Genomic DNA, 25,493 nt, shown 5'->3' with positions numbered 1-25,493 from the left:
GTACTTTGCACGCAAACATCAAACCGATGTCGCGAAATTGTCCAATTACGGGAAGGAGATAGACCGTGTCTAACGCTCGGACCCCTCAACGGTTCCACTGGAACCAAAGCGAGCCGAGCGGCTTTTTATCTATGTCCGGAACGTCTCCCTTTCTTCAAACGAAACGGGGACGTCATTTCCATGGCTAATGGCATCACCGTGAACAAAAAAGCGCAAACCGCCGAAAGCTCTCATTCCGGCGTCTCCCTCCCTATCGATGGCGCCTATCCGCTGGATAAGGACCTGTTGCTCGAAGCAAAGGAGATGCCAGCCGCCGACCCCGTGGCCGACGAACTCTGGTACAAGGATGCGATCATCTACCAGCTCCACGTCAAGGCCTTCGCCGACAGCAACAACGACGGCATCGGCGACTTTGCCGGGCTGACCGAGAAGCTGGGGTACCTGCAGGATCTCGGCGTCACCACGCTGTGGCTGTTGCCGTTCTACCCTTCGCCCGGCCGTGACGACGGCTACGACATCGCCGACTACGGCGACATCAATCCCGATTTCGGGACGATGAAGGATTTCAGGCGCTTCATCCAGGAAGCCAAGAAGCGGGGCTTGCGGGTCATCACCGAGCTCGTCATCAACCACACGTCCGACCAGCACGACTGGTTCAAGCGCGCCCGCCGCTCGGACCCGAATTCCAGCGCTCGCAACTGGTATGTCTGGAGCGACACCGACCAGAAATATCTGGGCACCCGGATCATCTTCACCGATACCGAGAAGTCGAACTGGACCTGGGACCCGGAAGCCGGCCAGTTCTACTGGCACCGCTTCTTCTCGCACCAGCCGGACCTCAATTTCGACAACCCGCGCGTGGTCAGCGCGCTGGTGCAGGTGATGAAGCGCTGGCTCGATACCGGCGTGGACGGCTTCCGGCTCGACGCCATTCCCTATCTGTGCGAGCGCGACGGTACCAACAACGAAAACCTGCCGGAGACGCATATCATCATCAAGCGGCTGCGCAGCGAGCTAGATGCCTATGCAAAAGGCAAGGTGTTGCTGGCCGAGGCCAATCAATGGCCGGAGGACGTGCAGGAATATTTCGGACGCGGCGACGAATGCCACATGGCCTATCACTTCCCGCTGATGCCGCGCATCTACATGGCGATCGCGCAGGAAGACCGTTTTCCGATCACCGACATCCTGCGCCAGACGCCGGATATTCCGGGCAACTGCCAATGGGCGCTGTTCCTGCGCAACCATGACGAGCTGACGCTGGAAATGGTCACCGACGTCGAGCGCGATTACCTGTGGTCGACGTACGCCAACGATCCTCGCGCCCGCATCAATGTCGGCATCCGCCGGCGGCTGGCGCCGCTGATGGACAACGATCGGCGCAAGATCGAGCTGATGAACTCGCTGCTGTTCTCATTCCCGGGCACGCCGATCATCTATTACGGCGACGAGATCGGCATGGGCGACAACATCTATCTCGGCGACCGCAACGGCGTGCGCACCCCGATGCAATGGACGCCGGACCGCAATGGCGGTTTCTCCCGCGCCGACCCCGCGCGGCTCTATGCACCGACCATCATGGACCCGGTCTACGGCTATGAATCGGTCAATGTCGAAGCGCAGTCGCGCAGCCTGTCCTCGCTGCTCTCCGCCACCAAGCGGCTGATCGCGGTCCGCAAGTCGACGCTGGCCTTCGGCCGCGGCACCATGACGTTCATTCGCCCGGAGAACCGCGCGGTGCTGTGCTATGTGCGTCAGTACGGCGACGAGGTCATCCTGTGCGTCGCCAACCTGTCGCGGTCGGCGCAGGCGACCGAGCTGGATCTCTCCGCCTTCAAGGACCGCATCCCGCTGGAAATGCTCGGCCGCACCCGCTTCCCCGCGATCGGCGAGTTGCCCTACATGATCACGCTCGCGCCTTACGGCTTCTACTGGTTCGAACTGCAGGAGCGCGACAAATCGGCGCCGGTGCCGCAGCGCGCAGTGCCCGAGTTCGAAACGCTGGTGGTGCCGCTGAACGCGACCTGGGTGTCGCTGGCGCGCGAACGCGGCGTGTTCGAGCGCGATGTGCTTCCGGGACATCTGGCGCGCAGCCGCTGGTATCCCGAACGGTCAGAGAAAGCGATCCGTCCGGCGCTGACGTCGGCGATACCGTTCTGCGACATCGGCGACAACCGACCGTGGCTCGCTTTCTTCGAAACCACGGAGCGCAGCATCACGACGCGTTACGTGTTGCCGATGCAGATCGAATGGGTACGCTTCGACCGCGAGCGCTACAATCCGCATGCGCTGGCCGCCGTCCGACAAGGTGCCCGCGAGGGTACCTTGCTCGACGTCGCCACCGACCAGATCTTCATCTCGCTGTTCTTGCGCAACCTGCAGCAATCGCTGACGGTCGACGAGAGCGAACAGGGCCTGCAACTCGAATTCCGCCCGACCAGCCGCTTCGGCGACAAGCCGATCCGGCAGCCCGAGCACATCCGCACCGTCGAGTCCGATCTGCCCCGCAGCACCGCGCTGGTAGACAACGACTACGTCGTCAAGATCTACCGAACGCTTCAGCCCGGCCCCAATCCCGAGATCGAGATGGGGCGCTTCCTGACCGACGTCGCCAATTTTCCCAACGCACCGGTGCTGCTCGGCAGCGCCGAATTGGTCGAGGGCAACGAGAAGAGCGCGGTCGGTGTCGTTCACGCCTTCGTCGCCAATCAGGGCGATCTATGGGCCGTGAGTGCTGCCTATCTCGATCGTTTCGTCGAGGAGCAGCGGCTGCTGGCGGAGAGCATCCACCCCGGCGAGCGCGAGGAAGAAATCCCCTATCTGCGTTATATCGCGCAGGCCGGGCGGCGCGTCGCCGAGCTGCATGTCGCGCTCGCCAGCAATAGCGAGCTCGCCGAATTCGCGCCGGAGCCGACCGGCCGCGACGACGTACAGCGCTGGATCGACGATTTGGCACTGTGCGCCGGACACGTCTTCGATTTGCTCAGGCAGCGGCGCGAAACGCTGAAAGACGCCGCCGACCGGGCGCTGGCCGACCAGGTGCTGGCGTTGCAGCCGGCCCTGCGCGATCGCCTCGAAACGCTGCTGCCGCGCGAGTTCGACGCCGCCAACATCCGCTGCCATGGCGACCTCGATCTCAGCCAGTTGCTGATCGTCAAGGACGACATCTTCATCGTCGACTTCGAAGGCACGCCGCGGCGCACGATTGCCGAACGCCGGCGCAAGGTGCCCGCGGCGCGCGATGTCGCCAGCCTGATCCGCTCGATCGATTATTCGGCAACTTCCGCCCTTGAGCGCGCGCTCAAAGTGGCCAACGATGAGCATGGCAAGCTGGGTGCGGCGCTTGGCGAGTGGCGCGACCGGGCGACCGTGGCATTTTTCGCCGCCTACAGCGAAGCCATGACCGATCAACGGTTGTGGCCGAACGATCCCAGAGCTGCCGAGCGCATATTGAACTTCTTCCTGCTCGAGAAGGCTTTGAACGAAATCGAACACGAGCTGTTGTATCGACCGGACTGGCTACGCATGCCCCTGACCGGAATCATCCGAACGTTGTCGCAATCACCATTCGAGGCCGCATGACCAAGCTATCCGCCGAGGCCTATGCGATCATCGAAGGCAAGCATTCCGATCCGTTCCGCTATCTCGGTCTGCACAGCGAGGGCGGCCAAAGCGTGGTGCGCGCGTTCATCCCCGAAGCCTCCAACGTGGAGGCGATCGGCGAGCATGGCGAGACCGCACCGCTGCAGCGCATTCACGATGCCGGACTGTTCGCGGGCGCGCTGCCGAACGGATCGAAGCGTTACCAGCTCCGCGCCCGCTTCGGCGAGAACGTCGTCGATCTCGATGATCCCTACCGCTTCCCGCCCGTGCTCAGCGACTTCGATCTCTATCTGCTGGGCGAAGGCACCCACCGGCGGATCTACGACAAGCTCGGCGCGCATCCGATGCGGCTGGATGGCGTCGAAGGCGTCGCGTTCGTGGTGCTGGCGCCGAACGCCAAGGCCGTCAGCGTGGTCGGCGATTTCAACTACTGGAATGCCAGGCGGCATCCGATGCGTGTGCGCGGCGTCGGCTATTGGGAATTGTTCGTGCCCCATGCCCGCGCCGGCGACCGCTACAAGTTCGACATCACCGACCGGGACGGACGGCGCCTGCCGCTGAAATCCGATCCGGTGGCGTTTGCGGCGGAGATCCGGCCTTCGACGGCCTCGATCGTCGTCGACGAAAGCAAGATTCCGCATCCGCGCTCGGCGCCATCGGGCATCAACGCGCTGGAAGCGCCGATCTCGATCTACGAGGTGCATCTCGGTTCGTGGCGGCGCAAGAACGGCAACGAATGGCTGAGCTATCGCGATCTCGCCGAGCAGCTTCCGGCCTACGCAAAGGACATGGGCTTTACCCATATCGAATTCCTGCCCGTCAGCGAGCATCCGTTCGACGGCTCATGGGGCTATCAGCCGACCGGCCTGTATGCGCCGACCAGCCGGTTCGGCACGCCGGAGGATTTCTCCGCCCTCGTCGATGCCTGCCATCGCGAGGGGCTCGGCGTATGGCTCGACTGGGTGCCCGGACATTTTCCCGATGATCCGCATGGTCTCGGCTATTTCGACGGCACCGCGCTCTACGAGCATGCCAATCCGATGCAGGGTCGCCACCTCGACTGGGGTACGTTGATCTACAATTACGGCCGCACCGAAGTGGTCAATTTCCTGGTTTCCAACGCGCTGTTCTGGCTCGATCGCTATGGCGTCGACGGCCTGCGTGTCGATGCCGTCGCCTCGATGCTCTATCTCGACTACAGCCGGCCTGCGGGCGAGTGGATTCCGAACCGGCATGGCGGGCGGGAAAACCTCGAAGCCATCGAATTCCTGCGCCGCTTCAACATCGAGGTGTTCGGGCATTTTCCGGAAGCCACCACGGCGGCGGAAGAATCCACCGCATGGCCGCAGGTCTCGCAGCCGGTCGAATATGGCGGGCTCGGCTTCGGCTTCAAGTGGAACATGGGCTGGATGCACGACACGCTGAAATATATCGGCAAGGATCCGGTGTACCGGAAGCACCATCACGGCGATGTGCTGTTCGGCCTGCATTACGCGTTTTCGGAAAACTTCATCCTGCCGCTGTCGCATGACGAGGTCGTGCACGGCAAACGCTCGATCCTCGGCCGCATGCCGGGCGACGAGTGGCAGCGGTTTGCCAACTTACGCGCCTATTACAGCTTCATGTTCGGCCATCCCGGCAAGAAGCTCCTGTTCATGGGCTGCGAGTTCGGCCAGGAGCGCGAGTGGAATCACGATCAGTCGCTGGACTGGCACCTGCTGGGGCAACACCGGCACGCTGGCATCCAGAACCTGATCCGCGATCTCAACCGGCTCTATCGCGCCGTGCCGGCGCTGCACGAGATGGATTGCAACCAGGCTGGATTCGAATGGGTCATTACCCATGATTCCGGCAACAATATCTTTGCCTGGCTGCGCAAGGGTTTCGACGCGCATGCGCGCTGTCTCGTGGTCGTCAACTTCTCGCCGAACGTCTATCAAAATTACCGCGTCCGGGTGCCGTTCGCTGGCAAGTGGAAGGAAGTGCTGAATTCCGACGCCGCGCATTATGGCGGCAGCAATGTCGGCAATGTCGGCGAAGTCCACACCCTGGATGGCAGCATCCCCGAACTCAGCCTCACCATTCCGCCGTTGGCCGCGATCTTTCTCGTACCGGAAAGCTGACGCATGCGATTGTCCGCGGGAAGTCCCGCCCGCTTAGGTGCAAGCTGGGACGGAAGGGGCACCAACTTTGCGTTGTTCTCGGCCAATGCGGAGAAGGTCGAGCTTTGCCTGTTCGACGCCCAGGGCCGCCGCGAACTCGAGCGGATCGAACTGCCGGAGCGCAACGAGGACGTCTGGCACGGCTATCTCAACGACGTCTCGCCCGGGCAGCTCTACGGCTACCGCGTCCACGGCGCCTACGCGCCCGAGCGCGGGCACCGCTTCAACGCCAACAAGCTCCTGCTCGATCCCTATGCCAAGCGGCTCGCCGGCCGCCTGGTGTGGAGCGACGCGCATTTCGGCTATCGCACGGGAAGCGCGCGCGAGGATCTCTCCTTCGACCGCCGCGACAATGCGCGCGGCATGCCGAAGGCGGTCGTGGTCGACGAGACCTTCAACTGGGGCCGCCGCGAGATCCGGCCGAACATCGCCTGGGAAGACACCATCATCTACGAGGCCCACGTCAAGGGTCTGACACAAAAGCGCAACGACGTGGCGCCGGCCTGGCGTGGCACCTATGGCGGACTGTGCTCGCCGGCGATGATCGACCATCTCAAGCGACTTGGTGTCACCACCATCGAGCTGTTGCCGATCCACGGGCTGATCGACGACCGGGTGCTGGTGGAACGCAAGCTGGCGAACTACTGGGGCTACAACACGCTGGCATTCTTCGCGCCGGAGCCGCGCTATGCGCAGGACAATGCGCTCGATGCTTTCAGAACCACGGTGGCGCGGCTGCACGACGCCGGCATCGAGGTGATGCTCGATGTCGTCTACAACCACACCGCCGAGGGCAACCATCTCGGCCCGACGCTGTGCTTCCGCGGCATCGACAACGCGTCCTATTACTGGCTCAACAAAGAGCATCCGCGCTACTATGACGATTTCACCGGCTGCGGCAGCTCCGTCAACCTCACCCATCCGCGCGTGCTGCAGATGGTGATGGATTCGCTGCGCTACTGGGTCGAGGTCTGTCATGTCGACGGCTTCCGCTTCGACCTCGCCACCACGCTGGCGCGCGGGCCGAACGGTTTTGACCGCAATTCCTCCTTCCTCACCGCCGTGCGGCAGGACCCGGTGCTGGCCACCGTCAAGCTCGTCGCCGAGCCGTGGGATCTTGGCCTCGGCGGCTATCAGGTCGGCGCGTTTCCCTCGCAATGGTCGGAATGGAACGATCGCTATCGCGGCGCGATGCGGCGTTACTGGAGCGGCGAAGGCAGCCTGATCGGCGAAGTATCGAGCCGCATGACCGCCTCATCCGACCTGTTCCGTCACGACAATCGCGCGGCGCGCGCCAGCATCAATCACATCACCGTCCATGACGGTTTCACGCTGGCCGACCTGTTCAGCTACAACGAGAAGCACAACGAAGCCAACGGCGAGGACAATCGCGACGGCTCCAACGACAACAACAGCAACAATTGGGGCCATGAGGGCCCGACCACCGACGCCGGGATAACAGCGCTGCGCCGGCAACTCCGCAAGAATCAGTTTGCCTGCCTGTTCCTCGCGCAGGGAACGCCGCTGATGCTGGCCGGCGACGAGGTCGGCAATTCGCAGAACGGCAACAACAACGCCTATTGCCAGGACAATGAGATTGGCTGGGTTACCTGGGACAATCTCGGCAAGGTGGGCGAAGACCTCACCGATTTCGTCGGTCACATGACCGCGCTACGCCGGCGCTTCCCGCAACTGCGCTACCAGCGCTGGCTTTCCGGGCGACGCAAGGATGGCACCTATGGTGTGCTGTGGCTGACACCGGCGGCCGAGGAAATGCAGGAATCCGACTGGAATTTTCCGGAGGGACGATTCCTCGCCTACGTGCTGGGGCCCTTGGAACAAGGCCAGCCGCCGATCTTTATCGTGCTGAACGCCGCGCCTGAAGAGATCGGTTTCAAATTGCCGCAGATGTCCGAAATCAAGAACTGGCAGCAGGTGCTGAACACGACCGAAACCGTGCAGAGCTTTGCCGAGTTCGCTTCCGGCACAGAGACCAGCGCGCCGCCGCGGTCGGTGCTTGCCTTTGCAGGCGCGGCATGAATGACCGCCAGTTCGGCCCTTTTCTGACCAATTACGGCACGCGCTTTCGACTGTGGGCGCCAGCGGCGAAACGCGTCGAGGTGATGCTCGAGCAACCTCACGCGATGCGGCGTGGCGAGGACGGCTGGTTCACGGCCGACATTGCCGGCGTCAAGGCTGGCGCGCGCTACAAATTCCGCATCGATGACGAGATCGACGTGCCGGACCCGGCATCAGAGTTTCAACCCGATGACGTCTTTGGCCCGAGCGAGATCATCGATCATGCAGCCTATCCGTGGCGTGCCCAAAACTGGCGCGGCCGGCCGTGGCAGGAGGCTGTCATCGTCGAGGCCCATGTCGGCACCTTCACCAAGGAAGGCAGCTATCGCGCGATGATCGACCGGCTCGATCATCTCGTCGAGACCGGCATCACCGCGCTGGAATTGATGCCGCTGGCGGATTTCGCAGGCACGCGCAACTGGGGCTATGACGGCGTGCTGTGGTATGCGCCGGACAGCGCCTATGGGCGGCCCGACGATCTCAAGGCGCTGATCGACGAAGCGCATCAGCGCGGGCTGATGGTGATGCTCGACGTCGTCTATAACCATTTCGGCCCCGAAGGAAATTATCTCGGCCGTTATGCGCCATCCTTCTTCACGGATGCACATACCCCGTGGGGAAGCGCGATCGATTATCGTGTAGCGCCGGTCCGCGCCTTTGCGATCGAAAATGCACTGCACTGGCTGCGCGACTATCGTTTCGACGGGCTGCGGCTCGACGCCGTCAACTCCATCGTCGAGCCGGGCGGGCTATCGCTGCTGCATGATATCAGCGCCGCCGCGGGCAAGCTCGCAACCGAGACCGGCCGGCACATTCATCTCGTGCTGGAAAACGGCGACAACCGCGCCAGCATTCTGGACGCCGCGGAAGGCCCGCCGCACGGGAAGTATCGCGCGCAGTGGAACGATGATTATCATCACGCCTGGCGCGTGCTGATGACCGGCGAGAAGCAGGGCTATTACGCCGACTATCAGCGCGCGCCGTTATCGGACATCGCCCGCGCGCTGTCGTCGGGCTTCGTCTATCAGGGTGAGATGTCGGCGTTCCGTCGCGGCAAGCGCGGCGAGCCGAGCGGCCATCTGACGCCAACGGCCTTCATCAACTTCGTGCAGAACCACGACCAGATCGGCAACCGCGCGCTCGGCGACCGGCTCGAAGGCAACGCCGACCCGCGGATGATCGAAGCGGCGCTTTCGGTGCTGCTGATCGCACCTCACATTCCCATGCTGTTCATGGGTGAGGAATGGGGCTCCACGGTCCCCTTCCCGTTCTTCTGTGATTTCGGCGGCGAGCTTGCCGACGCGGTCCGGAAGGGTCGCCGCGTCGAACTGGCGTGGGCCTATGCGGAATATGGCGACGAGGTCCCCGACGCGCTTGCGGCATCGACCCGCGATTCCGCCATCCTCGACTGGGACGGCCGCAACGCGCCGGCCGGACAGAAACGCCTGACCATGGTGCGAGAACTGTTGCTGATACGACGGCAGGAGATCGTGCCGCGCCTGGCCGGCGCAGCCTTCGGGAAGGCCGAGGCAGCAGACAACGGGCTACTGACGGCCAACTGGCGCATGGGCGACGGCGCCGCGCTCCGCCTTGCCGCCAACCTGTCGGACCAGACCATCAGCCATGCGCCCGGCAGACCGGCGGGAACCCTGATCTGGGGCAGCGAGTTGGGCGACAGCGTCCCGCCATGGACGGTGCTCTGGCGCATCGGATAGGAAAATGCCTCCGGCGATCCCGATCGCGACCTACCGCCTGCAATTGTCGGCGGATTTCGATTTCGACGCTGCCGCTTCGGTGGTGCCTTACCTGAAGGCCCTTGGGATCACCCATCTCTATGCCTCGCCCTTCATGCGCGCCCGCAAGGGCAGCACGCATGGCTACGACGTCACCGACCACGCCCGGTTCAATCCCGAACTCGGCGGCGAAGCCGGCTTCGAGCGGCTGAGCGCGGTGCTGCGGCAACACGATCTCGGGCTGATCCTCGACTTCGTGCCTAACCATGTCGGCGTGCATTTTGACGACAATCCCTGGTGGCTCGACGTGCTGGAGTGGGGTCCCGCCTCGCCGCACGCCATATCCTTCGACATCGACTGGGAGCAACTGCCTTACCGCGCCCGTGGCGGCGTTCTGCTGCCGATCATCGGCTCGTCGTATGGCCAGGCACTGGAAAGCGGCGAGATCGAGCTGCGCTATGACGCGAGCGAAGGCAGTTTCTCGGCCTGGTATTTCGAGCATCGGCTGCCGATCGCGCCGGAACGTTACGGCGAAATCCTGCGCATGATCCTCAAGGAAGCGGATGCGGAAGAAAGCGCGCCCGGCAAGGCCATGCTTGCGCTGGCGCTGCGCTACCAGGGACCGCGGCGTCCCAACCGCAAGGAAGCGCCTGGCTTCAAGGCCGAACTGAAGGGCATCGCGGGAGCCGCCGAGATCATCGCGCAGGGCCTTGCAGCCTATCGCGCCGGACCGGATCGCGGCGCTGCCACACTGGCGCTGCATCATCTGCTCGAACGCCAGCACTACAAGCTCGGCCACTGGCGGCTCGCTTCCAGCGACATCAACTACCGGCGCTTCTTCGACATCAACACGTTGGCAGGCCTGCGCGTCGAGGATGCCGCCACGTTCGAGGCGATCCATCGCCTGGTCAAGAAGCTGATTGCCGAGGGAAAGCTGCATGGCCTGCGGCTCGATCACATCGACGGCCTGCGCGATCCCGTGCAGTATTTCCAGCGCCTGCGCCGGCTGGTTCGCGAGGCGCATGGCGGCCAGTCACGGCCCTTCTACGTGGTGATCGAGAAGATCCTCGGCGAGCACGAGAAGCTGCCGGCCTTCGCCGGGGTTCACGGCACCACCGGCTATGAATGGATGAACGCGATCACCCAGGTGCTGATCGACGGAAACGGCCTGGAGCCGCTCGACGAGATCTGGCGGCAGATCAGCAACCAGTCGCCCAAGCTCGAACCCATCCTGCGGGAGGCCAAACGCCGCGTATTGGAAACGCTGCTGGCCAGCGAGTTCACGGTGCTGACGCGGCTGTTGGCGCGGATTGCCAGCGGACATTACTCTACCCGCGACTATTCCGCCGACAGCCTGCGGCAGGCGCTCGAACTCTACGTGCTGCACTTTCCGGTCTATCGGACCTATCTGGCACCGTCAGGCCCGTCCGTGCATGATCGCCAGTTGATATCAGGCGCGATCGAGCGGGCGCGCAGCGACTGGTTTGCCGCCGACGACGGCATCTTCGACTTTCTCCGCGACACGCTGACGATGGATCTGATCAACCCCGGGCGGGCGCACCACAGCGCGCCACGCGTCAGGCGCTTCGCCTTGAAGGTGCAGCAATTCACCGGCCCGATGATGGCGAAGTCGCTGGAGGACACGACGTTCTATCGCTACCACCGCCTGCTGGCCCTCAACGAGGTCGGCGGCGACCCGGCCGCAAAGGCGCTTACGGCCGGCGAATTTCACGACATGATGCGGACCCGCGCCAGGGAGTGGCCGCATGGGATGACGGCGACCGCGACGCATGACACCAAGCGCGGCGAGGATGCGCGGGCGCGCATCATGGCGCTGGCCGAAATCCCGGGCGAATGGACCAGCACGGTGGCACGATGGAAATTGCTCAACGCGCCGCACCTTCTGGTCGATGGCGAGTTGCGCGCGCCCTCGGCGACATCAGAATACATGCTGTATCAGGCATTGCTGGGCGCATGGCAGCCGGGCGACGCTTCCCTCCTCGAACGGATGCAGGAGTATGCGCTGAAAGCGGCGCGCGAGGGCAAGCAGGAAACGAGCTGGCTCAATCCGCACGCGGCTTACGAGGGCGGCGTAAAAGACTTCATCGCAAAAATTCTCGATCCATCGCTCTCGGGTGAATTTCTAAGCTCCCTGCAATCGCTTGCGCAGCGATTATCGCTGCTGGGCGCGCTGAACTCGCTCAGCCAGATCACGCTGAAAGTGGCGATGCCGGGCGTACCGGATATCTATCAGGGCACGGAGCTGTGGGATTTTTCACTGGTCGATCCGGACAATCGGCGGCCGGTCGATTTTGCCGAACGCGCAGGCCGGCTCGCCGCGCTGGAGAAATGGGATTGGGGTCGGCTGACGGAGAACTGGCCGAACGGGCATCTGAAGCTGGCCTGGACACGGCATCTACTCAAGCTGCGGACTGAACTCGCCGATGTATTCACGGACGGCGACTACGAGCCTCTGGAGGTGGGCGGCTTGCATCGCGACCATTTCATTGCTTTCGCCCGGCGGCGAGGCCGGGAGGCGGCAATCGTCGTCGTGACGCGATGGTTTGCGCCGTTTACCGACAGCGGCAGGCATTGGCCAAGTCCGGAAAATTACGACGCCGTGCTGAACGTCGGCGGCTATGCGGCGGAAGGTTTTGCCGATGCCGACGCTGCGCAGTTGCGCCTGTCAGACCTGCTCACGCATCTGCCCGTCGCCGTGCTGAAAGCGAGGTTCACCGGCGCCGCAAAGCCGTCTCCACGGCGCAGCCGCGGCTAGTGCATCAGTTTTTCTTGGTCAGCAACAACTGGCCCCGACTGCGGATGGCGGCCTGTGCGGCCTCGGCAAAGCGCTGCAACAGCCATGGCAGCACCACTTCGACCTGCACATGATCGTCGGCGACGTCGACATGGCCCGCCGCGCCCTGCCCGAGGGCGCGCACGCGGAAGATCATGCGGTTATCTTCCCAGCGCTCCTCATCGACGCTCAGCATCGGCACGCCGGACGCGGCGCGCGAAAGCCCGGACTTAAGGCGGCGCATCGCCTCTTCGCGTCCCAGACTATGCGGAATGGAAACCACGAGCGGCTTGGTCATCGCAAAATCCCTCTCTCATCTAACCGCATGTAATTGCACAGGCTTCGAATGGAAGAGCCTCACGCATTATGGCGGTGCAAAACGGAACTTAGGTGACTCCCGGTTGTTGGTCCCCGTGAAGGGCAGAACATGCAGAACGCCCGTTCGGGCTGAGGAGAGGTTTATGTCTATCGGCACCATCATCCTGATCATTCTCATCATCGCCCTGCTCGGCGGATTCAGCGGCATCGGCGGCGGTCCGTTCTATGGCACCGGATATTACGGTGGCGGAGGATTGGGCCTTGTGATCGTGATTCTGTTGATCCTGTTGTTGCTTGGGAAGCTGTAGGAAAAGCGCCGTACGTGGGGTGGGCAAAGGCGCAGCCGTGCCCACCTTTCTTTTTGGCCGCAGGATGGTGGGCACGCTTCGCTTTGCCCACCCTACATTGAAGCCAGCTTTTTCATCGACGCCTTGATCGACGCCGCCGCATCATCATAACCGTCCCACGCCTTCGTCTTCGCCAGCAGCGAGGGCACGGTGCGCACCGTGTACTTCTTCGGATCGAGATCGTCGCGCACCTGCGTCCACGTCAACGGCATCGAGACGGTAGCGCCGTCGCGCGCACGCGGCGACAGCACGGCAACCGCGGTCGACATCCGGTCGTTGCGCAGATAATCGAGGAAGATCTTTCCCTTGCGCAGCTTCTTCGACATGTTGAGCAGATAGCGCTCGGGATCATCGTTCGCCATCCACTGGCAGATGCCTTGCGCGAACGCCTTGGCTTCCTTCCACGTCACCTTGTCCCTCGCGCCATGGAGCAGCGGCGTCACCACGTGCAGCCCCTTGCCGCCGGTGGTCTTGCAGAAACATTCGAGGCCGACGGCGGTCAGTCGCTGGCGCATATCTTTCGCCGCCTCGATGACATCCAGGAATTCGACATTGGGCGCCGGATCGAGATCGAACACCAGCCGCCCCGGCACATCGGGTTCTCCGGGCGCGCAATTCCAGGGATGCAGCTCCAGCCCGCCGAGTTGCGCCACCGCGGCCAGCCCTTCGATCCGGTCGATCTGCAGATAGGGCTTGCGGTCGCCAGAGACCTTCACCAGTTCGAGGAGCTTCGAACCGCCCGGCATGGCGTGGCGCTGAAAGAAGGTCTCGCCCTTGATGCCATCGGGCGCACGCAGCACCGAGCACGGTCTTCCCCTGATATGGCCGATCATCCATTCGCCTACCGCCTCGAAATATCGCGCGAGGTCGAGCTTGGTGACGGCCTCGCCGTCGCCGCCGTCAGGCCACAGCGCCTTGTCGGGCTTGGAAATCGCAACGCCCAGCACCTCTGAAGATCTGGCCGACGCTTTCGGCGATCGCGCGACGGGCGTTACAACTTGGGTCATGGCAGGCCTCTCCGCGCGTACTTCCTTTGCCGGCTTGTCCTGACGCAGACCCTTGAACGCGGCCTGCCGGATGTTGCCGCCATGGGTCCAGCCGGCGAACTCGACCTCGGCAATCAGTTCGGGCTTCAGCCAGTGGACATCGCGGGTCTTCTTCGGCGCATCCTTGCCGCCGAACGGGCTCTTGTCCGATGCCGCCGCTTTCAGCGCCGGCATGATGCGGCGGACCGTATCCTGGCCGAAACCGGTGCCGACCAGCCCGACAAAAGCCAGATGGTTGCCACGATAGACGCCGGCCATCAGCGAGCGGAATTTGCCGTTAGTGGTTTTCCAGCCACCGAGCACGACCTCCTGCCCGCCGCGGATCTTTGCCTTGGTCCAGCTCTCGGAACGTCCCGAACGATACGGCGCGGCCAGCTTCTTGGAGACGATACCTTCCAGCGACAGCTTCCTGGCCGACTCCAGCACGGCATCGCCGCGCTCCTCGAAATGATCGACGTAACGGATCAGTCTATCCTTTCCGTTTCGCCGCTCCTCCAGCAGCCGTTTCAAGCGTTCCTTGCGCTCACGCAGCGGCAACTGACGCAAATCCTCACCCTCGGCAAACAGCAGATCGAAGGCAAAGAAGATCAGGTCGCCGGTCTTGTTGTCCGCTATTGCCGCCTGCAAGGCGGAAAAACTTGGCACGCCGCTGTGGTCCAGCGCGACGATCTCGCCGTCGATCAACGCATCGGGTAACGCCTTGGCCGCTCGCGTAATGGCGCCGAATTTGTCGGCCCAGTCCAGCCCTTTCCGGGTCAGCAACGCGGCATCACCATCCTCGATCCGCAATTGCACGCGGTAACCATCGAACTTGACTTCATGACACCAGCCATCCGCGTTCGGCGGCCGCTCGACCGAGGCACAGAGTTGCGGCGCGACGAAATCCGGCATCGTGGAAACCTTCTTCGGTTTTGCGCTCTGCGCCGGTGCGCGGGATCTTGTTTCGAGACTGGATCGCAAGGCCGCCGCTTTGCCCCTGGCGCGCGCCTCCGCCGCATCGCCACGGTTCGAATGCCAGACCGCGTCGGCTTTGGTCTTGCCCTTGGCCAGCATGAACGGCTTTGGCGCCCTGCCCTTGCCTTCGGCAATCTGCGCCATCGATCGCCCCGAAGCGACGGAACGATCCTCTTCCAGAATGTCGTTGGCCTCGCCTTCGCGTGCGTATTCGTCACGGTGCTTGATCAGAAGCCAGTTGGTGCGCTTGCCGCCATAACGGTCGCCCTTCATTCGCACCAGCACCCAGCTTCCGTGCAGCTTGTCGCCCTGCAAGGTGAATTTCAGGTCGCCCTTCTTGAAGCCGCGATCGGGATCGTCGGATTCCCAATAACCACGGTCCCATAGCTGCACGGTGCCGCCGCCATATTCGCTGTCTGGAATGGTGCCTTCGAAGTCGCCGTAATCGAGCGGATGATCCTCGACCTCCACGGCAAGCCGCTTGTCGTGCGGATCGAGCGAGGGGCCGCGCGTTACCGCCCAGGACTTGAAGACGCCGTCGAACTCCAGCCGCAGATCGTAATGCAGTCTTGTCGCATCATGCTTCTGGATCACAAAACGCCGATGTTTGGCGGGCGCGACCTTGACGTCGCCGGAGGGCTCCGCCGTTTTGCCGAAATCGCGCTTCTTGCGGTACGTGCTGAGTTTCTTCAACGCCACGGCCAACCTCGACCATCAGGACCGCCCCTGTCACGCAGGAACGAAACCCCATACTAGCCGTTGAAGTTCCCAAACCCAACCCGTGCCCGGAGATTGCAATGGCCCCCCGCGCCTACTGGAAAGGCTCGCTGAAACTCTCCTTGGTGTCATGCCCTGTCGTATTGTACCCGGCCTCGACATCGGTCGAGAAAACCCGTTTTCACATGATCAACAAGGAGACCGGCAACCGCCTGAAGCAGCAGATGATCGATGCCGAGACCGGCGATGTCGTCGAAAGCGACCAGAAGGGCCGCGGCTATGAGCTGAAGAAAGGCCGCTATGTCGAGATCGAAAAGGACGAACTCGAAGCCGTTCAGATCGAGAGCAATCACACCATCGAGATCGATAGCTTTGTGCCGCGGGATGAAATCGACAAGCGCTACTACAATCACCCTTACTATCTCGCCCCCGACGGCAAGGTCGCGGTGGACGCCTTCGCGGTGATCCGCGACGCCATGAAGGATGAGGACCGGGTGGCGCTGGCGCGCATCGTGCTGACCAACCGCGAGCACGTCATGGCGATCGAGCCGCTCGGCAAGGGACTGCTCGGCACCACGCTGCGCTATCCCTACGAGCTGCGCGACGAGGACGACTTCTTCGAGGACATCAAGACCCCGAAGATCACAAAGGACATGGTCGAGCTCGCGGGCCATATCCTGCAGACCAAGGCCTCGCATTTCGATCCCTCGAAATTCAAGGACGAGTATGAGGATGCGCTGAAGGCGCTGGTGCGGCGCAAGGCTTCCGGCAAGACAATCAAGCTACCCGAGCCCGAGGAGAAGCCCGACAACGTCATTAACCTGATGGATGCGCTGAAGGCGAGCCTTAAGGGCAAGGCAGCGGCGAAGCGGCGCGGCCATGGCTCAACGGCGCGGCGTGCGCCGGCACGCCGGACGACAAAGCGAGCGCACCGGTCCGCGGCCCGGCACCGCAAGGCGGGCTGATTCCTCCGTCATTGCGAGGAGCTCGCGACAAAATTGCAAAGCAATTTTGCGCTGAAGCGACGAAGCAATCCATCCCTCCGCGCGTGTGTAGCGATGGATTGCTTCGCTTCGCTCGCAATGACGGGGTGGCCTCGGTCCCGCTTGCATTACCCGGCACCAAAAGGCATTTTCTCCCTGGGAACTGACGCCACCGATAACAACGGCGCCGGACCGGGGAGGATTTGATGGCACTGACAACGTCGCACGTCGCTGGACCAGCCACGCCTGCGGTACGCGAAATGACGTTCGGCGATCTCCTGCGCAAGGCGGCCGAAGCGGCGCCCGATCGTCTGGCCCTGATTGCGGGCGTGCCCGATCCGGCGCTGCGGCGGCAATGGACCTACGCCGAATTCTATCGGGAGGCGCAGCGGACCGCCCGCGCGCTGCTGTCCCGCTTCAAGCAAGGCGAGCGCATCGCGGTCTGGGCGCAGAATATTCCGGAATGGATGATGCTCGAATTCGGCGCCGGGCTCGCGGGCATGGTGCTCGTCACGGTCAACCCGGCCTTTCGCGCGCGTGAAGTGGAGTATGTGCTGAAGCAGTCGCGCTCGGCCGGCGTCTTCGTCGTCAACGGCTTTCGCGGCAATCCGATGCTGGAGACGGTGCAGGCGGTGGCTGCGAACTGCCCCGAGCTGCGCGAGATCATCTGCTTCGACGACTGGAACGCCTTCATCGCGGCTGGCGACGATGAGCGCGTCACGCTGCCGGACGTTACTCCCGACGATCCCGTCATGATCCAGTACACGTCGGGCACCACGGGCTTTCCGAAAGGCGCCCTGCTCCGCCATCGCGGACTGCTCAATAACGGCGCCGACACCGCCGACCGGATGGGTGTCGATGCCGGCGACGTCTTCGTCACCACGATGCCGCTGTTTCATACCGGCGGCTGCGTCTGCTGCGTGATCGGCGCGGTATCGAAAGCGGCGACCCAGGTGCTGGTGGAAGCCTTCGAGCCCGGCCTCGTACTGGAAATGCTCGGGACCTATCGCGGCAATGCGATGCTCGGCGTTCCCACCATGCTGGTGGCGATGCTGGAGCACCCGACATTCGCGGCGACCGATCTTTCGGCCGTCAAGGCGATCTGCTCCGGCGGCTCCACGGTGCCGGCCTCGCTGGTGCGGCTATTGGAAGAGAAACTCGGCGCGCCCTTTACGATCGTGTTCGGCCAGACCGAATGCTCCCCGGTCGCGGCGCAAACGCGCACCACCGACAGCGTCGAGGACAAGGCCAACACGATCGGCCTGCCGCTACCCAACATGGAAACCAAGATCATCGACCCCAACACCGGCGAGACCGTTCCGATCGGCACGATCGGCGAGTTCTGCACCCGCGGCTATCACGTGATGATCGGTTACTTCGAAATGCCCGACGCGACTGCCGCCGCGATCGACGCCGACGGTTGGCTGCATACCGGCGATCTCTGCGCCATGGATGCGCGCGGCTATTGCACGGTGGAAGGCCGCCTCAAGGACATGATCATTCGCGGCGGCGAAAACATCTATCCGCGCGAGCTGGAAGAGCTGCTGTTCAAGCATCCGAAGGTCGGCGAAGTCGCCGTGATCGGCCTACCGCACGAGAAATGGGGCGAAGAGGTCGCAGCCTTCATCCGCCCGGCGCCGGGAGCCATCATCGACAAGGACGAGATGATCGACTACATGCGCGCCGCGCTCGCCCCGCACAAGACGCCAAGACACTGGTACGTCGTCGATGCCTTCCCACTGACTGGATCGGGCAAGATCCAGAAGTTCAAGCTGCGGGAAGCCTGCACCAAGGGCGAGATGACGGCGATCTGAAAATCCAGGTGCCATTCCAATACAACCGCAACGATGATAGTTTGGCCTGGCACTGGGGACCATCAATGCCGGGTCTAAACGCGATCTTGATACTTGAGGCATCACGCCCAAGCATCACCTGCCGCCTGCCCCGCCCTTACGTCGTCGCGCGGCGTACGAGCCGATAGGTCATTGTGATGTTCGACCGAGCCTATCGGCAGCGCCTCGAAGCGGACCTTACGCGATGGGAAGCCGATGGCGTGATCACGCCTGCTTCTCTGACAGCCATCCGCGCCGCCCTTCCCCCGCTCGCTCCCGGCATCAACATCGCGGTAGTAGTTGCCATCGTCGGCGGCCTGCTGATCGCGGCTGCGTTCCTGGCTTTCGTCGCGGCGCATTGGATTGAACTGGCGCGGCTGTTGCGTTTGGCCATGCTGCTTGCCGGCGTCCTCATCGCCCATGGCCTCGGCGCCTGGTTCGCCCGCGCCGGCCAGCCGGTGCTCGCCGATCTCTGCGCCAGTGTCGGCGCGATCATCTTTGGCGCCGCGATCGCACTGGTCGGCCAGATGTATCATCTGGGCGGCGACTTTGCCGGCGGCATGCTGCTGTGGGCGATCGGCGCGTTGGCGGCGGCCGCGCTGACCGGCTCGCGCGGCACGCTCGCGGTGGCGCTTACGGCCGCAACCATCTGGAGCTGGATGCGCACCTTCGAAATCGAAGTCCCGCATTTTGCATTTGCGGCGTTCTGGCTTTTCGCGGGCGGCCTCGCCCTGGCCTGGAATTCGCGCGTGGCGGCGCATCTCGTAGCGGTCGCGGCATTTCCATGGTGGATTGCTTCTTCGCTTCATCCGCATCTTCATTTTCGGCCATCATTCATGCTTGCCAATGGTGCGGCATTGCTGTTCGGCGGCGGGCTGGCGCTTGCCGCTTTGGCCTGGGAGCGCGCGGCCCGTGCCGGATCCGTCCTGTCGAACTACGGCGCTTTGGCACTGGCAGGCGCCGCGATCCTGGAAGCGGTCATGGCCAACGAGGTCTTCCGCAGCCACACCGGGTTGGCAAACCAGCCGCTCTGGATCATCTCATGTGGCGTCGCCGGTATGATCTTTGCCGTTGCCGTCGCCGCAACGGCACGTCGGATCGGTACGGCTTTCGCCGCAGGCGCGATCGGGCTCGTCCTCGCTGCCGCGGCCGCGTGGACGCCTCAGCAATCGAGCGAACCGTGGCTGGCCTATGCCGCTCTGCTCTGCGCCATGCTCTGCCTGGTTGTTTCCGGCATGCTGGACGCCGCCCGTCCGCGGATCGTCGCCGGCTGGCTCGGCATCGCAGGCGTTATCGCGGCCATCACATGGGCGGTGAAGGGTTCGCTCTTGAACCGCTCGATATTCCTCGCCGCGGCCGGCATCGTCGCTGTTGCTCTCGCCTTGATCCTCAATCGTTTCGTGCCGAGGGCCCGCGAATGATCACAGGCTCTGTCGCATCTCTCGCTGCACTCTGGTCGCGCATTCCAAAATTCGTGTTGTTCGGCGTTGCCGCTCTGCTTCAGATCGCGCTGCTGGCCGCGATGATCGTCGATCGGATACAGGTTCTGCGTGACGGCACGGAAGTGACCTTGCAGACCCGTCCCGTCGATCCCAGGGATTTCCTGCGCGGCGACTACGTCATCCTGGGCTACGACATTACGCAACTGCCGGCAGGCACGCTTCAGAACCAGCCCTCCGGCGAGCGCCATCCGCTGGTGTACGTTAAACTCACGCCCAATCGCGACGGCGTCCATGAGCCCGTCTCGGTCCATGCCAACCCTGTGCCGGTTGCGAGCCCCGAGGTGTTGATCCGCGGCCGCATCGCCTATGGCGCCAGCTGCGGCTCGAAGTCAGACGTCTTCTGCGAAAAACTCACAATTCGCTACAACCTCGAAAGCTATTTCGTTCCCGAGGGTGAAGGCCGGAAGCTCGAAGATGTCCGCAACCAGCGCAAGCTGCTGGTCGTCGCGGCAGTCCTGCCCTCCGGGCGCGCCGCCATCAAGCGCCTCCTGATCGACGGCAAGCCGGTATATGAGGAGCCGTGGTTCTAGCTCCGCTTCCGCGACCTCACGCGCGGTCGCCACTAGCCCTTGAATGTCGGTTGCCGCGGATGGATGCAGTCCTTGAAATCCGCAAAACCCTTCCACGCCGGCTCCGGCGCGTCCTGTCCGGCCTGCGGCATATAGATCGATGTCTCCATCGACCCCATTGTCGGAATATAGCGCGGACAATTCGGAAAGATCGCCCGCGCGGTCACGCGCACGATGAGTTGCGCGCCGACGGTCTCCGCCAGCAGCGGATCGTTATCGCTCACGCTGGCGCTGCCGTTGACCCGCAAACGTTTCGGCTTGTCGTGCATCGCGATAAACAGCAGGCCGACATCGGCATTGACGACGATGTTGCCCAGACTCTTGAACATGCCGTTGCCGTCATAGTCGGGGAAAGCGAGTTCGGAAGGCCCGGTGATGCGCACAAAGCCCGGCGCCCCGCCCTTGAACGAGCAGTCGGGCCGGCCCTCGGCGTCGGCGGTTGCGAGAAAGAAATACGGCAGGCTTTCTATATACTGCTTGTCGTCAGCGGTGAATTCCTTGCGCATCAGCTTCTCTTCCAGCCGGTCCGAAATCCGGCGGCTGTCGAACTGATCCTGCAATTGCCGGTTACCTTCGTGATACATGACACTCTCGGCCATGGCGTTGCGTCCTCCTCCGATTCATCCGGGCGCGTGCGGTCTACCCAGTGGTCACATCCCAACGGTGAGCATACCATTTTATCGTGGGACAGCGTGCGGCAAGCTGACCCGCGTGACAGATGCGATACGGATCGTTTGGCGAGCTATCGCAGTCAGTTGAAAACCGGTAGATTTATTAGCCCCACCACGGCCATTGGCCCGGGAGTTCCATCGATGCTGCAGCTTTACGGAAACTCGAGATCGCGCGCGATGCGATGCCTGTGGATGCTTGAGGAAGTCGGCAGGCCGTATCAGCTGGTAGAAAAAACGACCCGTGCGGACGATCTGCAAACCGCAGAATATCTACGATTGAACCCAAATGCCCGGATTCCGACGCTGGTTGACGGCGATCTGGTGCTCTGGGAGTCGATGGCGATCAATCTCTACCTCGCGCAAAAATATGACGGGCCGATGCACTGCACCAGCCCGGAAGTGCTCGGGCTCGCCGCGCAATGGAGCTTCTGGGCGATGCTGGAGGTTGAACATCTGCTGCTCAATCTTCTGGAGCACCGCGCGCTGCTGGCAGAGTTTGCGCGTGATGCATCCGCGGTGGAGCGGAACGAATTGCTGCTGAAGAAACCTCTGGGCGTGCTGAACGACACCTTGGCCGGATGCGATTATTTGGCGGGGAACAGCTTTACGGTCGCCGACCTTAACGTCGCAAGCATCCTCGTATGGGGCAAGATGGCGCGACTGGATTTTTCTGCCTACCCGAACCTGATACGATGGCTGAACGCGTGCCTGGCAAGACCTGCCTTTGTGCGCGTGCGCGAGCAGGCTCGCCGCAAATAGCCGCCACGATCTGATCAATCCGGCGCGCGCAACCGGTAACCGATCCCCGTCTCCGTCAGCACGAATTGCGGACGCTCGGGGTCGGCTTCGATCTTCTGCCGGAGCTGGCGGACATAGACGCGCAGATATTGTGCATCCGTCAGTTCGTCCCAAAGCTCCTTCAACAGGAAGCGATGGGTCAGCACCTTGCCGGCGTGCTGCACCAGGACGCGCAGCAATTCATATTCCTTGGGCGAAAGCTTCACCTCGCGCTCGCCGACCTTGACGATGCGGCGGACCAGATCGACCGAGAGGTCACCTGCGCGAAACACCGGCCGCTCGCCCTGTACCTGCAACTGGTGCCGCAGCGCCGCGCGCATCCGCGCCAGCAGCTCATCCATCCCAAACGGCTTGGTCAGGTAATCGTCGGCGCCGAGATCGAGCGCCTGCACCTTGCCGGCCTCATCGCCTCTGCTCGACAGCACCACGATCGGCACGCTTTCATTGCGGCCGCGGATCATGCGCAGCAAGTCGTGGCCCTGGATATCGGGCAGGCCCAGATCGAGAATGATCAGCGCCGGGTTCTCGGCGAGCTTTTCCAGCGCCAGCTTGCCGTTGGAGGCTTCCAGGATGTCGTAGCCTTGCGTGCTCAGTCCCATCCGCAGCAGCTTGCGGATCGGCGGCTCGTCATCGATGACCAGAACCTTGATCGCGGGAGCATTCATGCGGCGGTATCCAGTGCGCTGTCCATAGCAGGTACCGGCAGCCGAATTGATATCACCGCCCCGCTACGGTCGCTGCGGTTGGCAGCCGAGATCGTGCCGTGCATCGCCTCGACAAAGCCGCGGGAGATCGCAAGCCCAAGGCCGGTGCCGGGACGGACGTGATCGCCCTTCTCGGCGCGATAGAATTTGTCGAACACGCTTTCGAGTTCCGCAGGCGGGATGCCGTTGCCCTCATCGAGGATCTGCAGCAAGACGACGCCTTGATCGCGCATTCCCCTGACCGAGATCGTGGTGCCGGACGGCGCATATTTGGCGGCGTTATCGAGCAGGTTGAACAGCACCTGTTCGAATAGCACGGCGTCGAGCTCCAGCATTGGCAGATTGGGGCTAAGCTCCAGCGACACCTTGTGATGCACGAGAATCTTCCCGGCCCGCCGCAGCGCGCTGCCGACGATCTCACTGACGTCATGCCGCGCGGAATTCGGCACGATGGCGCCGGATTCCAGCTTGGTCATGTCGAGCAGGTTGGCGATGAAGCGGTTGAGCCGCTCGGATTCGTCGATCATGGTAGCAAGCAGTTCGTTCTTCTGCGCGTCGTCGAGGCCGGAGCCGAGATCGCGCAGGGTGGAGGCGGCGCCGAGCACGGATGCCAGCGGCGTCTTCAGATCATGCGAGATCGAAGTCAACAGCGCGCCGCGCAGCCGGTCGGATTCCACCGTGCGCTTGACCCGATCCATGTCCTCCACCAGCAGCACGCGCTCGATCGCGAGCGCGCCCTGATCGACCAGCGCATCCAGCAGCCGGCGCTGGTCCGGCGTCAGCAACGGGCCGGTGCGGTCGTCGTCGATGCCGATGACGCCGATTGCGCCGCGCCCGGTTCGCATCGGCAGGAACAGCCGCTTCGCGCCCGGCAGCGTATCCGAGCCGCGCCCGGCCGGACGATCGTTGCCCCAGGCCCAGTTGGCGGCGGCGAGATCGGCCTGATCGAGCTGATCCTCCGGCGGATAGCCGGACTTTACGGTGAGTACGCCCTCCTCGGGCAACAGCAACACCACCCGCACTTTCAGCATCAGCGCGGTCTGGTAGGCGGTCGCCCACAGCACGTCATCCAGGGTCGCGGTGCCGGCCAGCTTGCGGCTGAAGGCATAGAGCGATTCGGTGGTGCGGACCCGGCCGATCGCCGTGTCGGCCTGTGATCGTACGCGCGCCGCGACATTGGAAACCAAGAGCGCGATCACCATGAAGAAGAAGAACGCCACGATGTTGGTCGGATCGGTAATGCTGAAGGTGTAGACCGGCGGCAGGAAGAAGAAATTGTAGGATAGCGACGCCACGACGCTTGCCAGCAGCGAGGGCCACAGCCCGTAGCGGGCGGCGACGCCGACAACGGCGGTGAGGAATATCAGATCGACGTTCTCGATGCCGCCGAACAGCGGACGGATCAGCGCGGCGGCGGCAAGGCCGATCGCGACGAACAACAGCGCCATCAGATAGGGCCGCGCCTCGAACGACTCCTGCCGCGCCGCGGTCTGCACCGCCGCTTTCGCAACGCCCTCCTCGTCGCCGGCAATGACGTGGACGCTGATATTGCCGGAGCGGCGCACCAGATCGTGCACGACGGAACCGCGTGTCAGTTCGAACCACCATGACCGGGTCGATTTGCCGATGATGATCTGCGTCACGTTATTGGCATGTGCGAAGTGGATGACGTCGTCGGCGATGCGGCGGCCGACGCCGGGAATGGTCAACGCCTCGCCGCCGAGCGCTTCGGCGAGCCGCATGGTATCGACCAGCCGGTCGCGCTGTTCGTCGCTCAGCTGCAGGCTGCGCCGCGTCTCGATGCTGATCGCCGTCCACGGCGCGTGCAGCCGGTCCGCCAGACGCTTGGTATAACGGACAAGGCCAGCGGCGCGCGGATCTTCGCTGACGCAGACCAGGATACGCTCGCCGGCCGCCCAGGGACCCGCGATGGCGTTGGCCTGCATATGGGTGAGCAATTGCTCGTCGACGCGCTCGGCGGTGCGGCGCAGTGCCAGTTCGCGCAATGCGGTCAGGTTGCCCGGCGAAAAATAATGCTCCAGCGCCCGCTGGGCCTGTTTGGGGACGTAGACCTTGCCTTCCTTCAGCCGCTGGATCAGGTCATCGGGCGTGAGATCGATCAGCTCGATGGCGTCGGCGCGGTCGAAAATCGAATCCGGCACGGTCTCGCGTACCCGCACATGCGTGATCTGTGCGACCACGTCGTTGAGGCTCTCGATGTGCTGAATGTTGACGGCGGTATAGACGTCGATGCCGCGCTCGAGCAGCTCCTGGACGTCCAGATAGCGTTTTGGATGCCGGCTGCCGGGCGCGTTGGTATGGGCGAGTTCGTCCACGAGCGCGATCTGCGGCCGCCGCGCGATCAGCGCGTCGAGGTCCATCTCCTCGAGGACCTGGTCCCGGTAGCTGATGCGCTTGCGCGGGACGACCTCAAGACCATGGAGCAGCGCTTCGGTCTCGGCCCGGCCATGGGTCTCGACGATGCCGACCACGACATCGGCGCCCGCGTTCTTCTTGGCGTGGGCGCTCTGCAGCATCTCATAGGTCTTGCCGACGCCGGGCGCAGCGCCGACGAAAATCTTCAGCCGACCCGCGCGGCTGTCCTCGCGCCGGGCCGCCTCCAGCAAGGCCTCCGGCGAAGGACGTTGTTCGGGGTCGCGGCGGGTTTGGACCATGCGGCA

16 protein-coding genes are annotated in these 25,493 nt (G+C 63.3%); 11 read left to right on the top strand and 5 right to left on the bottom strand.

From position 1 onward, the window contains the following. Nucleotides 1-303 precede the first annotated feature (303 nt). The 5 genes from treS to treY are packed head-to-tail and all read left to right on the top strand — an operon-like array spanning nt 304 to nt 12,353. On the top strand, nt 304-3,582 hold the full coding sequence (treS, locus tag LMTR21_RS07355; RefSeq protein WP_065752827.1) for a maltose alpha-D-glucosyltransferase: 3,279 nt from the start codon (nt 304-306) through the stop codon (nt 3,580-3,582). Then, complete coding sequence (glgB, locus tag LMTR21_RS07350; protein ID WP_065752796.1) at nt 3,579-5,726, top strand: 1,4-alpha-glucan branching protein GlgB; 2,148 nt, start codon at nt 3,579-3,581, stop codon at nt 5,724-5,726. The genes treS and glgB overlap by 4 nt, the downstream gene beginning before the upstream one ends. A gap of 3 nt (nt 5,727-5,729) precedes the next feature. Next, on the top strand, nt 5,730-7,805 hold the full coding sequence (gene glgX, locus LMTR21_RS07345) for a glycogen debranching protein GlgX (RefSeq protein WP_065752795.1): 2,076 nt from the start codon (nt 5,730-5,732) through the stop codon (nt 7,803-7,805). Then, complete coding sequence (gene treZ, locus LMTR21_RS07340; protein WP_065752794.1) at nt 7,802-9,559, top strand: malto-oligosyltrehalose trehalohydrolase; 1,758 nt, start codon at nt 7,802-7,804, stop codon at nt 9,557-9,559. Before glgX ends, treZ begins: the two co-directional genes overlap by 4 nt. 4 nt (nt 9,560-9,563) lie before the next feature. Continuing rightward, on the top strand, nt 9,564-12,353 hold the full coding sequence (gene treY / locus LMTR21_RS07335) for a malto-oligosyltrehalose synthase (RefSeq protein WP_065752793.1): 2,790 nt from the start codon (nt 9,564-9,566) through the stop codon (nt 12,351-12,353). 4 nt (nt 12,354-12,357) lie between these two features. Here the strand turns inward: treY and LMTR21_RS07330 are convergent, their stop codons facing one another. Further along, on the bottom strand, nt 12,358-12,669 hold the full coding sequence (locus LMTR21_RS07330; protein WP_065752792.1) for a polyhydroxyalkanoic acid system family protein: 312 nt from the start codon (nt 12,667-12,669) through the stop codon (nt 12,358-12,360). 163 nt (nt 12,670-12,832) lie between these two features. Here LMTR21_RS07330 and LMTR21_RS07325 point away from each other — a divergent pair, with 163 nt between their 5' ends. Beyond that, nucleotides 12,833-12,997 carry a DUF3309 family protein gene (locus LMTR21_RS07325; RefSeq protein WP_065752791.1) on the top strand — a complete coding sequence of 55 codons (165 nt, stop codon included), beginning with the start codon at nt 12,833-12,835 and terminating at the stop codon, nt 12,995-12,997. Between the two features lie 92 nt (nt 12,998-13,089). On the opposite strand, the gene ligD is transcribed toward LMTR21_RS07325, so the two are convergent. Continuing rightward, nucleotides 13,090-15,735 carry a DNA ligase D gene (ligD, locus tag LMTR21_RS07320; RefSeq protein ID WP_065752826.1) on the bottom strand — a complete coding sequence of 882 codons (2,646 nt, stop codon included), beginning with the start codon at nt 15,733-15,735 and terminating at the stop codon, nt 13,090-13,092. Between the two features lie 98 nt (nt 15,736-15,833). Here ligD and ku point away from each other — a divergent pair, with 98 nt between their 5' ends. The 4 genes from ku to LMTR21_RS07300 all read left to right on the top strand — a co-directional run bounded on the left by ku (nt 15,834) and on the right by LMTR21_RS07300 (nt 20,600). After that, the gene (ku, locus tag LMTR21_RS07315) at nt 15,834-16,718 is read left to right on the top strand and encodes a non-homologous end joining protein Ku (protein WP_065752790.1); all 885 of its coding nucleotides are present in this window, start codon (nt 15,834-15,836) and stop codon (nt 16,716-16,718) included. 224 nt (nt 16,719-16,942) lie between these two features. After that, on the top strand, nt 16,943-18,550 hold the full coding sequence (locus LMTR21_RS07310; RefSeq protein ID WP_065752789.1) for an AMP-binding protein: 1,608 nt from the start codon (nt 16,943-16,945) through the stop codon (nt 18,548-18,550). A 176-nt stretch (nt 18,551-18,726) separates the two neighbouring features. Further along, a complete protein-coding gene (locus tag LMTR21_RS07305) occupies nt 18,727-19,989 on the top strand; it encodes a DUF2157 domain-containing protein (RefSeq protein ID WP_065752788.1) in 1,263 nt (420 codons plus the stop codon). Further along, nucleotides 19,986-20,600, top strand: coding sequence for a GDYXXLXY domain-containing protein (locus LMTR21_RS07300; protein WP_065752787.1), 615 nt, complete (start codon nt 19,986-19,988; stop codon nt 20,598-20,600). Before LMTR21_RS07305 ends, LMTR21_RS07300 begins: the two co-directional genes overlap by 4 nt. Before the next feature lie 32 nt (nt 20,601-20,632). Here the strand turns inward: LMTR21_RS07300 and LMTR21_RS07295 are convergent, their stop codons facing one another. Further along, a complete protein-coding gene (locus LMTR21_RS07295) occupies nt 20,633-21,238 on the bottom strand; it encodes a pyridoxamine 5'-phosphate oxidase family protein (protein WP_065752786.1) in 606 nt (201 codons plus the stop codon). A 213-nt stretch (nt 21,239-21,451) separates the two neighbouring features. Here LMTR21_RS07295 and LMTR21_RS07290 point away from each other — a divergent pair, with 213 nt between their 5' ends. Beyond that, a complete protein-coding gene (locus LMTR21_RS07290; RefSeq protein WP_065752785.1) occupies nt 21,452-22,069 on the top strand; it encodes a glutathione S-transferase family protein in 618 nt (205 codons plus the stop codon). A gap of 14 nt (nt 22,070-22,083) precedes the next feature. On the opposite strand, the gene LMTR21_RS07285 is transcribed toward LMTR21_RS07290, so the two are convergent. Both LMTR21_RS07285 and LMTR21_RS07280 read right to left on the bottom strand, forming a co-directional pair. After that, nucleotides 22,084-22,773 (bottom strand): response regulator, encoded by a 690-nt coding sequence (locus LMTR21_RS07285; protein ID WP_065752784.1) that lies wholly within the window; start codon nt 22,771-22,773, stop codon nt 22,084-22,086. Beyond that, nucleotides 22,770-25,487 (bottom strand): sensor histidine kinase, encoded by a 2,718-nt coding sequence (locus tag LMTR21_RS07280; RefSeq protein WP_065752783.1) that lies wholly within the window; start codon nt 25,485-25,487, stop codon nt 22,770-22,772. Before LMTR21_RS07280 ends, LMTR21_RS07285 begins: the two co-directional genes overlap by 4 nt. Nucleotides 25,488-25,493: the final 6 nt, after the last annotated feature.

It is taken from the genome of Bradyrhizobium paxllaeri (assembly GCF_001693515.2).
GTDB lineage: Bacteria > Pseudomonadota > Alphaproteobacteria > Rhizobiales > Xanthobacteraceae > Bradyrhizobium > Bradyrhizobium paxllaeri.
This window is presented reverse-complemented; position numbering and strand designations above follow the sequence as displayed.